Origin of the sequence: Brevundimonas sp., assembly GCF_035626975.1 — a bacterium.
Lineage (GTDB): Bacteria > Pseudomonadota > Alphaproteobacteria > Caulobacterales > Caulobacteraceae > Brevundimonas.
Window position 1 is genome coordinate 1 of the sequence record NZ_DASPMQ010000034.1, and the last position, 11733, is coordinate 11733.

At 71.0% G+C, this 11733-nt stretch carries 12 protein-coding genes, 1 tRNA gene and 1 pseudogene; 6 read left to right on the forward strand and 8 right to left on the reverse strand.

The window, feature by feature from the left end; translation table 11 throughout:
* From VEB62_RS08550 to VEB62_RS08570, 5 genes are all read right to left on the reverse strand, one after another.
* Positions 1 to 1056 (reverse strand): acyl-CoA dehydrogenase family protein (locus tag VEB62_RS08550; protein ID WP_324798071.1); only part of this gene is annotated, 1056 nt, incomplete at its 3' end.
* Between the two features lie 37 nt (positions 1057 to 1093).
* On the reverse strand, positions 1094 to 2404 hold the full coding sequence (locus VEB62_RS08555; RefSeq protein ID WP_324798072.1) for a glycoside hydrolase family protein: 1311 nt from the start codon (positions 2402 to 2404) through the stop codon (positions 1094 to 1096).
* 75 nt (positions 2405 to 2479) lie between these two features.
* Complete coding sequence (gene mgtE / locus VEB62_RS08560) at positions 2480 to 3898, reverse strand: magnesium transporter (RefSeq protein WP_324798074.1); 1419 nt, start codon at positions 3896 to 3898, stop codon at positions 2480 to 2482.
* A gap of 57 nt (positions 3899 to 3955) precedes the next feature.
* Positions 3956 to 4042, reverse strand: a tRNA-Leu gene (locus tag VEB62_RS08565).
* A 51-nt stretch (positions 4043 to 4093) separates the two neighbouring features.
* Positions 4094 to 4345 (reverse strand): FliM/FliN family flagellar motor switch protein, encoded by a 252-nt coding sequence (locus VEB62_RS08570; protein ID WP_324798077.1) that lies wholly within the window; start codon positions 4343 to 4345, stop codon positions 4094 to 4096.
* Positions 4346 to 4420: 75 nt separating this feature from the next.
* Between VEB62_RS08570 and lipB the strand changes: the two genes are divergently transcribed.
* Together lipB and VEB62_RS08580 are read left to right on the forward strand one after the other, a co-directional pair.
* On the forward strand, positions 4421 to 5137 hold the full coding sequence (gene lipB / locus VEB62_RS08575) for a lipoyl(octanoyl) transferase LipB (protein WP_324798081.1): 717 nt from the start codon (positions 4421 to 4423) through the stop codon (positions 5135 to 5137).
* Between the two features lie 80 nt (positions 5138 to 5217).
* Entirely contained in the window at positions 5218 to 6816 is a 1599-nt protein-coding gene (locus VEB62_RS08580) for a PAS domain-containing hybrid sensor histidine kinase/response regulator (protein WP_324798083.1), read from the forward strand.
* Between the two features lie 79 nt (positions 6817 to 6895).
* Here the strand turns inward: VEB62_RS08580 and VEB62_RS08585 are convergent, their stop codons facing one another.
* A complete protein-coding gene (locus tag VEB62_RS08585) occupies positions 6896 to 7597 on the reverse strand; it encodes a hypothetical protein (protein ID WP_324798086.1) in 702 nt (233 codons plus the stop codon).
* A 104-nt stretch (positions 7598 to 7701) separates the two neighbouring features.
* Entirely contained in the window at positions 7702 to 9042 is a 1341-nt protein-coding gene (locus VEB62_RS08590; RefSeq protein ID WP_324798097.1) for a S8 family serine peptidase, read from the reverse strand.
* 125 nt (positions 9043 to 9167) lie between these two features.
* Between VEB62_RS08590 and VEB62_RS08595 the strand changes: the two genes are divergently transcribed.
* The 3 genes from VEB62_RS08595 (at position 9168) to VEB62_RS08605 (ending at position 10651) form a co-directional block, all read left to right on the forward strand.
* Entirely contained in the window at positions 9168 to 9671 is a 504-nt protein-coding gene (locus VEB62_RS08595; protein WP_324798088.1) for an RNA polymerase sigma factor, read from the forward strand.
* Positions 9668 to 10402: a hypothetical protein gene (locus tag VEB62_RS08600; protein ID WP_324798090.1), complete on the forward strand. Its 735-nt coding sequence runs from the start codon at positions 9668 to 9670 to the stop codon at positions 10400 to 10402. The genes VEB62_RS08595 and VEB62_RS08600 overlap by 4 nt, the downstream gene beginning before the upstream one ends.
* 84 nt (positions 10403 to 10486) lie before the next feature.
* Positions 10487 to 10651: a hypothetical protein gene (locus VEB62_RS08605; RefSeq protein ID WP_324798093.1), complete on the forward strand. Its 165-nt coding sequence runs from the start codon at positions 10487 to 10489 to the stop codon at positions 10649 to 10651.
* Between the two features lie 42 nt (positions 10652 to 10693).
* Here the strand turns inward: VEB62_RS08605 and VEB62_RS08610 are convergent, their stop codons facing one another.
* Positions 10694 to 11245 carry an OmpA family protein gene (locus VEB62_RS08610; protein ID WP_324798095.1) on the reverse strand — a complete coding sequence of 184 codons (552 nt, stop codon included), beginning with the start codon at positions 11243 to 11245 and terminating at the stop codon, positions 10694 to 10696.
* Positions 11246 to 11437: 192 nt separating this feature from the next.
* Between VEB62_RS08610 and VEB62_RS08615 the strand changes: the two are divergent.
* Positions 11438 to 11733: pseudogene (locus tag VEB62_RS08615) on the forward strand (hypothetical protein); the annotation flags it as partial.

Here is an 11733-nt window from a genome sequence, read left to right on the forward strand (position 1 = left end):
CTTGGTGTAGCCGGCGCCGCCGAGCGCCTGCACCGCCTCGCTCGCCACGCGCACCGCATTTTCGCTCGCGAGCAGGATCGCTCCGGCCGCGTCGAACCGCGTCGTCTTGCCCGCGTCGCACGCCTTCGCCACCTGGTAGGCGTAGGCGCGCGCGCTGTTCAGCGCGACGTACATGTCGGCGATCTTGGCCTGCATCAGCTGGAAGCTGCCGACGGCCTTGCCGAACTGCTTGCGCTCGCGGACGTAGGGCAGGACCACGTCCAGAGCAGCCTGCATGATGCCCAGCGGCCCGGCCGAAAGCACCGCCCGCTCATAGTCCAGCCCGCTCATCAGCACGCCGGCGCCGCCGCCGACCGGGCCCATGACGTTTTCTTCCGGGACCTCACAGTCCTCGAACACCAGTTCCGCCGTGTCCGAGCCGCGCATGCCCATCTTGTCCAGCTTCTTCGAGACGCTGAACCCCTTCATGCCGCGCTCAATCAGGAAGGCGGTGACGCCCCCGTTGCCTTCGCCGGTGCGGGCGTAGACCACCAGGGTGTCGGCCGACGGGGCGTTGGTGATCCAGAATTTGGTTCCGTTGAGGACGTAGCGGTCGCCCTCCTTGCGCGCCTGGGTGCGCATCGACATCACGTCCGAGCCGGAGCCGGCCTCCGACATGGCCAGCGACCCGACGTGCTCGCCCGAGATCAGCTTCGGCAGGTAGCGGCGCTTTTGCTCTTCCGTGCCCCAGCGGCGGATCTGGTTGACGCACAGGTTGGAGTGCGCCCCGTACGACAGGCCGATCGAGGCCGAGGCGCGGGACACCTCCTCCATCGCCACGACGTGCTCGAGGTAGCCGAGGCCGAGACCGCCGTACTCCTCTTCGACGGTGATCCCGTGCAGGCCGAGCTCGCCCATCTCGGGCCACAGCTCGCGCCGGAATTCGTTCTTCTCGTCGATTTCGGCGGCCAGGGGCGCGAGGCGGTCGGCGGCCCAGCGGGCCGTGGTCTCGCGGATCATGTCGGCGTTCTCGCCGAGGCCGAATTCCATCGATTGGGGGGCGTTGGGGATGCTCATGGCGCGGGCGTAGCACTGCGCCGCGCGACAGGCAAAGTCAGTCCCGGCGGCTCCAGCGCAGATAGAGATTGAAGGACGACACGCCGACACAGGTCACGCCGATCAGGGCCAGAACCCATCCGATCACCGTGAAGTCGTGGAACGGCGACGTATCGAGCATGGCCTTGCGGAACGCGGCGGCGGAGAAGGCGAAGGCGGCCAGACCCAGCAAGCCCATGACCAGGTACATGCCCGTCTCGCTCCAGTCGAACCGTCGCGGAACGACGGCCTCGACCTCGTGGTGCATCACGGAAAGAGCCGGTTCCTCCTCGAACAGCACCGTCTCCTCGTCCCGTCGGGTCGGGCCGGCCCGCTGCTCAGGCTCCCACGCAGGCCGGGTGGTCTCGACGAAATCCGCCTCGGTCGCCGGAGTCAGCACGAGCGGCGATTCCATCGGGGGGAAGGGCGAAATCCCCGGCGCCGGCGGGACGAGCGGGACGACGGGTTCCTCAGGCGCGGTCTCGACCGTCGGTGCTTCAGTGGCCGGCGGGGCGTCTTCGGCACTTGCGGACGCAGGCTCGATGGGGGCCGTCGACGGCCGTTCCGTCGCGCTCGGGAAGCCCGGCAGCGGACCGATGATCGCCGCTGCGTAGGGCGAATAGCGCTGCAGGTGAATGGTGGTGACCGCCGGAGCCGCCTCGAAGGCCGTCGGCTCGAACGCCGGAATTTTCGGCGCTGGCGTCTCGTCGGAAGGCGGAGTCGGCGGCTCCTCGCCCAGCAGGCTGGCGACGGCCGCGGCCCGCGCGTCGGCGGACGCGCCGAAGTCGGGACGGACGATCGGCGGCTCCTGCGCGATCGGCTCTGCCAACGGCGGAGGCGGCAGCGGCGCGGCCAGCAGATCGGCGAGATGCATCGGGGTGGCCGGATCGGCCACGAACAGGGCGCGCTCGGCCGCCCGGCGGCGCAACCGGGCGTCCGGCGGCGTGGCCTCCGGCCAACCGATCAGCGCGTCGGCGGCCTCGCCGGCGTGGCCGTCGTTCAGCCGCTGCAGCACGTCGGAGGCGAGGAAGCGATCTATGCCGACCGAGATGGCGAAACTGGCCAGCGCGTCGAACTGGTGCTGGTTGAGCGGTGCGGACACCCGCTCGTTCAGGGCCTTCACCACTGGCAGAAGATCGTACTGCAGCAGCAGCTCGGCGTCCTGCTCGCCGACGGTCAGGCCTTCACGGGCCGAGGCCTTGTGGCCGTAGCCGATGACCCAGCCGCCGTCCTCGTCCCGCACCGCGCGCGGCCGAAAGCCCTCGAAGCTCTTGATGAGGACGACGCCCTCGCGGGAGACCTTCAAACGATGGGTGGTCGCGTCGGACACCTGAATGACCCAAATCGAGACGGACGTGCTCGCTCAACGGGAGAACCAGCAAACCCCGCGCCGGTCCAGAGGGGATTACACCAGCACGATCGTGGCCAGACCGAGGAAAATCAGGAAGCCGAAGAAGTCGGTTGTCGCCGTGACGAACACCGCCGAGGACACCGCCGGGTCGAATTTCAGCTTGGACAGCGTCAGCGGCGTCAGCACCCCGACCGTCGCGGCGACGAGCAGGTTCAACACCATGGCGGCCGCGATCACCAGTCCGATCCGCCAGTCCTCGTCGCGGAACCACAGGGCGGTGGCGATGCCGATCAGCGGCGCCAGCACCAGCCCGTTGGCCAGTCCGACGGCCAGTTCCCGCCAGAAGGTCCGCGGGGCGTTGGAGCTGTTCAGCTCGCGCGTCGCCAGCGCCCGCACCGTCACGGTCAGCGCCTGTGTCCCGGCGTTGCCGCCGATGGCCGAGACGATCGGCATCAGGATCGCCAGCGCCACGATCTGCTGGATGGTCCCCTCGAACCAGCCAATGACGCTGGCCCCCAGCACCGCGGTCGCCAGATTGATCGCCAGCCAGGGGACCCGGCCGCGCACGATCTCCGACACCGACGAGCCGCGATCCTCGTCCGACACGCCGGCGAGGCGGAGGATGTCCTCGCGGTTCTCCTCCTGGATGATGTTGACGATGTCGTCGACGGTGATCTGACCCACCAGGCGGCCGGCGGTATCGGTGACCGGGGCCGAGATCAGGTGGTATTTTTCGAAGATGTAGGCGACCTCTTCCTGGTCCTGGTCAACGGTGATCTCGTTGACCGGATCCATGATCTCGGTCAGGGGCGTGGCGCGTGGCGCACGGAGCAGGCGGCTGATGGCGACGCCGCCGACCGGCTTGTTCAGCGGATCCACCACATAGATGTCGAAGAACAGCTCGGGCAACTCCTCGCCCTGCTTGCGGATGTGGTCGATGGTGTCGCCGACGTTCCAGAACGATGGCGCCGCCATGACCTCGCGCTGCATCAGGCGGCCGGCGGAGTCCTCGGCGTAGCCCAGCGAACTCTCGATGGCGGCCCGATCGACCTCGGGCATGGCGGCCAGCACGCGCTCGCGCTGGTCGTCCTCGAGGTCCTCGACCACGGCGGCGGCGTCGTCGGAGTCGAGCTCCTGCAGCGCCTCGGCCAGGGTCAGGTGCGGGACCCGCTCCAGCACCTCCTCGCGGATGCCGTCATCGAGTTCGGGCAGGGTGTCGGCCAGCAGGTCCGCGGGCAGCCACAGCACCACCACGGCGCGATGCTCGGAGGTCAGGAAGCCCATCAGGTCGGCGACGTCAGCCGGGTGCAGGTCTTCCAGCAGGGAGCGGAGTTTCAGGCCGTCGCCAGCGTCGGAGGCGTCAACGACCTTTTCGACGAAGGCCGCCGTGAGAACATAGTCCTCATCGAGCGCCACATGTTCGATTTCGTCGACAGGAGGACCAGACAGGGGGGCGGTTGCGGTGTTGCTCACGCTTGGCCTCCCTGTCTGTCAATCAGCGTAAGCCGATGTTTTTCCTCATTATTTCGATGGTGCGGTCGAGAAGACTCGAACTTCCACTCCGGTTAGGGAACAGCGACCTCAACGCTGCGCGTCTACCAATTCCGCCACGACCGCTCGCATCGGAGGGGGGCTGATAGCGGAGAGAAGGCGCGCTGCCAAGCGTCTTCAGGCGGCCCCGGCCATGAAGTCGTACACGTCGGCCGCGCGCGTCACCGTGATGGCGATCCTGTCTTCGCGGATCTCGATCTCGCCGCGGGCCACCGGGTGGTTGTTGGCGAGGATCCAGACCTCGTCGCTTTCCGAGGCGTCAAGCGGAATCACCGCCCCGCGGCCCATCCGCAGCAGCTGGCTCATCGGCAGAACAGAGCGTCCCAGGACGACCGAAATCTCAATATCGACGGCTTCGATCTGACTCATGGGGGACTCTGACGCTGACTGGGACTGGGTGGGTCGGTGTTGCATGGCGCTCCCAACCCCCACATTGAGGGCGACATGCTTTCCCAGACCTTAAGCACGGCCGTATCGAAATTGATCCGCGAGGACGGCGCCCTGGTCGAATGGGCGGTCTCCACCGGCCATGTCGACTATCCGGTCGCGGTCGAGGCCATGGAGGCCCGCGCGGCGGCCATCGCGGGCGGCGAGGCGGCGGAACTGGTCTGGCTGCTCGAGCACCCGCCGCTCTACACCGCCGGCGTGTCGTCGAAGGACGGCGACCTGCTCGAGCCCGACCGGTTTCCGGTCCATCGCACCGGCCGGGGCGGCCAGTTCACCTATCATGGGCCGGGCCAGCGCGTGGCCTATGTGATGCTGGACCTGAACCGGCGCGGCAGGGACGTGCGCGCGTTCGTGCGCGGCCTCGAACAATGGATCATCGGCGCCCTGGGCGAGTTCGGCGTCGAGGCCGACGTGCGCGAGGGCCGGGTCGGGGTCTGGGTCGAACGCAAGGGGCCCGGCTGGTCGCGCGAGGACAAGATCGCCGCCATCGGCGTCAAGGTGCGCAAATGGGTCAGCTTCCACGGCATCAGCCTGAACGTGGAGCCAGACCTGGGCCATTTCACCGGCATCGTGCCCTGCGGCATCGAGGAGCACGGCGTCACCAGCCTGGTCGACCTCGGCGTCCTGGCGACGATGGACGAGGCCGATGAAGCGCTGAGGGTCAGCTTCCGGCGGGTGTTCGGGGCGGTGGAAGCAGGCGCGCCGCCCGTCTGACGGGCAGGGAGGGGACCGTCTTAACTTCTGCGGTCCCAGACTCACGGCAGTTCCGGTCGCCTCGCAGGATTTCCCTTCTGATGCCGTCCCTGTTGTCCATCCCACGTCAGGACGTCGATGCGCTGGCCATCACGACCTTCTTTGACGTCTCGCTGGACCTGCTGGTCATCCGCGAGCTGGACGGGCGGGTGGTCCGGGCAAGTCCGTCGTGGGAAACCATTCTCGGCCACCGGCCAGAGGAAATGGAGGGCCGGCCGCTGCTACGCCTGCTCCACCCGGACGATCACGCCGCCACGATGGAGAGCGTCGTCGAGGTCGAGACCCGCGGCCCCGCCGACCCGGTGGTCGGCTTCATCAACCGCTATCTTCACAAGGACGGCGGCTATCGCACCCTCGAATGGCGGGCCCGGCGCGTCGGCGACCGGATCTATGGCGTGGCCCGAGACGTCACCGACCGGGTCGCCGCCGAGCGCGCCCTGATCGAGGCCAAGGCCGCCGCCGAAGTCGCCAACCAGGCCAAGAGCGACTTCCTAGCCAATATGAGTCATGAGATTCGCACCCCTCTGAACGGGGTCATCGGCATCATCGATGTCCTCGCGGAAACCGAACTGACGCCCCGGCAGCGCGAGATGGTCGAACTCGTGCGGGGCTCCGGCGTCACCCTGGAGCGGCTGGTCTCGGACATCCTCGACGTGTCCAAGATCGAGGCGGGCCAGCTGGAGATCGAAATCCGGCCGTTCGATCTCGAGTGCGAACTGGACGGGGTGGTCGACAGCGCCCGGATGCGCGCCGAGGCCAAGGGCCTGGCGTTCGACGTCCGGCGCGGCGCCTCGGCGGCCGGCGCCTTCATGGGCGACAGCACACGGATCAAGCAGGTGCTGACCAACCTGTTGTCGAACGCGGTCAAATTCACGGCCCGCGGCTCCGTCGGGGTCCGGCTCGATGTCGTGGAGCCTGCCCGGACCGGGGAGCCGTCGCGATTGCTGCTGGAGGTGCGCGACACCGGCGTGGGTTTCGCGCCCGAACAGGCCGCCGTGCTGTTCCAGCGCTTCAGCCAGGCCGACACGACCATCACCCGGCGGTTCGGCGGCACCGGCCTTGGCCTGTCGATCTGCAAGTCCCTGATCGAGATGATGGGCGGCGTTATCGTGGTGGAATCGACGCCGGGCGAGGGAAGCCTGTTCCGGATCGACCTGCCCCTGGCCCGCACCGAAGGTCTCGCCGGCCACGGGGCCGGGCATGAGGCGGGCCGGATATCAGGCGACGGTGCGCGCAGCGACACGGTCCGCGCGGCGAACGACCAGCCGCTGCGGGTGCTGCTCGCCGACGACCATCCGACCAACCAGCGAGTGGTTCAACTGATCCTGGGCGCCCAAGGGGCGGAGGTGGTCACCGTCGACGATGGCCTCCAGGCCCTGGCCGCCTTCAAAACCGGCTTGTTCGACCTGGTGCTGATGGACATGCAGATGCCGCTCATGGACGGCCTCGCCGCGACGCGCGCGATCCGGGCCCATGAAAGGGCCCATCCGGTCCGGCCGCGCACGCCCGTGGTGATGCTCAGCGCCAACGCCATGGCTCGCCATCGCGACGAGGCGTTGGCCGCGGGCGCTGACCTGCACGTGGCCAAGCCCATCACCGCGGCTGCCTTGCTGGCCGGGATCGCGGCCGTGACGGGCTAGAACGGGCCGTCGGTCGCCCGTACGAAAAGCCCCGCCGGCGGGGAGCCGGCGGGGCTGGAGGCTGTTCGGGGAGCGACCGTCAGTCGTCGCGACGAGCGCTGGCCGATGCGCCGGCATTGGCGCCGGCGCTGACCGAGGCGCCGCTGTTGCGGTTCGCCGAGGCCGAAGCCGAGCCCTCGGCCGAGGCGTCAGCGTCGACGCGACGGCGGCGGTTCTGGCGAGGCCGTTCGCCCTGCGCGGGGGCCGGGGCGGCCGTGTCCGAATCCCGGCCGGACACGACCGAGCCCGAACCCGAGCCGGAGGCGTCGCCGGCGATCGAGCCGCCGCCCGCCGAGGCCGCGCCGTTCAGCACGCCCGTCAGCGACCCGGAGGTGGAGCCGGCCGCGCCGTTCACGGCCCCCTGTCCAGAGCCCCAGGCGTCGGCGGCGACCGAGCCGGCCGCGCCGCCGGCTGCGTCGGCGGTGGCGGAGGCGCGATCACGCGCGGCGGCGGCGCTGCTCTCGGCGCGAGCGCGGGCCGCGGCGGCGCGACGTTCGGCCCGCTCGCGCAGGCGGTCAGCGCGGGCGGTGGTTTCGCCCAGCCGGTCGCGGGCGAAGGAGCCGTCGACCGAGCCGGTCAGGCCGCCCGTGGCGTTGCCGCCCAGGGAGCCGCCGAGGCCGCCGATCTGGCCGCCCAGTCCGCCGGTGAGGCCGCCCGATCCGCCCAGCACCTGGGCGTTCGCGGCGCCGGCGAGGGCCACGGTGAAGACCGCGGTGGTCATGAGCATCAGGGTCTTGCGCATCTCGTCTCTCCTGCAGTGAGCCGGGCGGAAAGCCGCCCTCGCAGGGTCCAACGACAGGGGACGGGCGATTCATCCCCCGCGTTCAGAAAAATCCGCGCGGAAAATCAGCGCGACAGCCGCCCTCTCGCGCCGACGGCGGCGGGGGCGGTGCGCAGATCGGCGGCGACGAGGCCGCGGCCGTAGACCGGATCGGGCCCCCGGGCGCCGAGGTCGCGGGCCTCGGCCGCGAGGGCCTGAACCGCATCGTCGCCGCGGCCCCGCCGGCGGGCCAGCAGGCCGGCCACCAGCGGCGCGGCGAACGAGGCCCCGCGCACCGAGACATAACCCTCGCCCGCGCCGGCGGCGGCCATGTCGGCCCCCGGCGCGGAGAAATCGACCTGGGGCCCCCGGGCGGCCTCCGGCAGGGCCCGGCCCTGGGCGTTGACGGCGGTCACGCCGACCACATCGGGATAGCTGGCCGGATAAAGGGGCGCGGCGGCGGGGCCGTCGTTGCCGACCGCGGCGACGATCAGCACGCCGCGGCCGGTCGCCCGACGGACCGCGGTCTCGACCAGGGCGTTGCGCGGGCCGACGAGGCTGACGTTGACCACCGGCACATCGTTCTGGACCATCCACGACAGGGCCTGCGCGACCCCCGTCGAGGAGCCGCCCGACGGCGATCCGCCGTAGACGTCGGCGACGAACAGGGTGGAGCCGGGGGCCGCGCCGGAAAAGGAACCCGATCGGCCGGCCAGCAGCGACGCCACCGCCGTGCCGTGGGCGCCGGGTCGGTCCGCGCCGGCGAAACCGCGCTGGCGGACCGTGGCGCCGGCGAGGGCCGGGTGGCCCGCGTCGACCCCGGTGTCGATCAACCCGATCCGCGCGCCGCCCGCCTGGCTCCTCGCCGGGGCCGGGCCGGCGAGCGATTCCGGCGTAGGCGGGACGGGCGGCGCGGCCTCGTCGGCCACCCGCCCGGCCGGGCTATGGACGTGGTTGAACTCATACGCGCCGCCCGGGTCGAGGTCGCGCAGGCGTTCGACGGCCCGGCGCAGCGACAGGCCGCGGGGCGGGGCCAGCACGACGACGGCGAGATCCAGGCCCTCGAGCCGCTCCTCGCGCAGGACGGTGAAGCCGGCGTCCAGCGCGGCCCGGCGGCCGGCCGACGACGGATCGACCGCGACGATCTCGGCCCGGACCACCGGCCAGCCGTTCGGATCGGCCTCGAGCGCGCCGTCGGAGCGCCGGATCAGGTCGCGCAGCCGCGACGGGGCCTGCAGCGCCCCGTCGATGCGGCCGCGCACGCCCTCCTCGAGCTGGTTCGGATCGACCGGCAGGCGGTCGGGCAGGGTGCGGGGCAGGCTGGGGAGGCCGGGAACGCCGCCCGGCAGGCCGATCTGCGCGCGCGCCGGGGCCCCGATCGCCAGGATCGCCAGTCCCGCCAGGGCGGCCGCCATCAGAATGCGCATCGGCACCGGGTTGCTCCGTTCGACTTTTCATCAAAGGCCATTGGCGTCGGCTCGACAATGGATGAAAGGTCCGGGGATGAAACGCCCGGGGCGGGACGTTTCATCCAGATGACCGGAGTATACGCTTGGATGGGTTTCAGACGGAGCTGGTGGAGCTTCTGCCAAGGCTGCGTCGTTTCGCGCGCGCCGTGTGCCGTTCCGACGCCGACGCCCAGGACCTGGTCCAGGCCACCGTCGAGCGGGCGTTGGCCAGGCGCGGCGGGTATCGGCCCGGGACCCGGCTGGACAGCTGGGCGTTCACCATCATGCGCCGCATCCATATCGATGAGGGGCGATCGAAGAGCCGGTGGGGGCGGGTCATGACGCCGGAGGACGCGATGACGCCGGGTGTCGCCGACCAAACCCAGGCCGACGAGGGACTGCGCGCCGACGCGCTGGCCGTGCGCGAGGCGATGCACCGGCTGCCGGACGATCAGAGGCTGGCCGTGGCGCTGGTGCTGGTCGACGGCCTCTCCTACGCGGAGGCCGCCCAGGTGCTGGGCGTGCCGGCCGGCACCCTGACCAGCCGTCTGGTGCGCGGCCGCCAGACCTTGATCCAGACGCTGACCGAACAGGGAGTGAGCGCATGACCGACTCCTTCGACGACGAACTGCTGATGCGGCGCATCGACGGCGAGCTGACGCCGGAGGCCGGAGCGACGATCGACGCCGCGGCGGCCGCCGACCCCGTGCTTGCGCGGCGCCTGAAGCAGCTGCGCGGTCTGCGGACGCTGGCGCGCGAGGCCTTCCCCGTCGCGCCCGATCCGCGCGACGCCGATCTGGCGCGGCTGATCGCGGGCGGCGCGGCCCGGCCCGAACCGTGGACGGCGCGGCTGGCGGGCGGCCTGCGCGAGGCCTTCGCGCCCCGTTACGCCCCGGTCTGGGGCGGGGCGGCGGCGGCCTGTTTCGTGCTGGGCCTGACCGTGGGCTGGCTCGGGCAGGACCGGACGCCCGACGGCTTCGCGATCGCCTCCGACGGCGCCATCGCCGATGCGCAGCTGGTCCGGGTGCTGGATCGCGGCCTGACGGCGGACGGAGCGGACGATGCGGGACGGGCTGTCGGCCTGACCTTCCGGGACGCCGCGGGCCGCTGGTGCCGCACCTTCCAGGCGGGCGAGGCCGGAGTCGCCGGCCTGGCCTGCCGCGACGACGAAGACTGGCGCCTCGAGGCGCTGGCGGCGTTCCAGGCGTCGGGCGCGGAAGTCCGCACCGCGGGCGCGGACACGCCGCCGGCCGTGCTGGCCGCGGTCGACGCCCTCATCGCCGGAGAGACCCTGGACGCCGGGGACGAGGCCCGGGCCCGGGACGCGGGCTGGCGCTGAACCTTGGCTGGATGAAACGAGCGGGGCCGTTCGTTGGACGCCGGGGGCCGCCGGGCGCCTCCGCCCGACCGACACGGATTTCGCATGGACGAGGATATCTTGCGCAGCCGCGCCGACTGCTGGCGCCGCCGCGCCGCCGAAGCGCCGGACACGCGCGAACGGGCGGCCAGCGAGGAGCTGGCCGAACACTACGAGGCTCTGCTGGCCCATCTGCGGGACAGGCGGAGCCCGCCGTCCGACGAAGCCTGAGGGGAGGCGGCCGCCCGGGGAGGCGGGCGACCGCTCCTCGGATCAGCTCAGGACGACGATCGCCACGCGCCGGTTCTGGGCCCGGCCTTCGGGCGTCTCGTTCGGGGCCACGGGAGCCTCCTCGCCGTAGGAGATGGTCGCCATCCGGTTCAGGGCGATGCCGTCGCGGCTGAGGAAGCGCCGAACGGCCTCGGCCCGGGCCGCGCCGAGCTGCTCATTGTATTCCGCGTCGCCGACCGCGTCGGTGTGGCCCTGGATCTCCAGGTAGACGTTGCGGTTCTCGGCCTTGAGACGCTGGACCAGTTCGGCGAGCCGGGCTTCGGCCTCCGGCGACAGGGCGTGCTGGTCGGTCGGGAACTTCATCGAATCGTCCGAGAGCACGACCTCGTAGAGGAACTTGCCCTCGGCGAGCTGGTGGGCGGCGTTGGCGCGGGCCAGGGCCTCGCCGGCCGTGCCCTCGACCTGGGTCACGCGATTGTCGACCACGGCGAGGTTGTCGCGCACGAACCGGTGGCTGGCGCAGCCGCTGGCGGCGAAACCGAGGGCGAGAACCGCGCCGGTCAGGGCGGCCGTTCTGAAAGTCGATCTGTTCAAGTCAAGTCTCCTGTGAATCCCCGAATGCTCAGCTAGAGGAGCGGTCACGGCGGAGTGATGACGGGTCCGAGGCAAGAAAATGTCAGCTTGACCATAAGCGGGGTTCAAGAGAACGCCGGTCGCCACGATCCTGACGCGAGTAGATGATCTGCAGTACCACGCAGGATATCTGCGGCTGCACTCTGGAGACGTATGGCTGTACGGAACGCAGGTACGGGAAAATCTTCCAGACGCCACTGGATCGGCGCTGGAATATTCAGTGTCGCCCTGCACCTGGCGGTGGTGGCGGTGTTGATCCTGTCGGGGGCGACGTCCGCGCCGTTCTCCTTGCCCGAACCACCCCGAACGCCGATCGCCGTCACCTTGTTCCGCCCGCCGCCGCCCGAGCCGCCGCCGGTCCCCGAGCAACGCACCGAGGCCCCGGCCCAGGGCGGTTCGTCCGCGCCCCCGACGCCGGCCGAGGCCGAACCCGACCCGCCGCCGGCGCC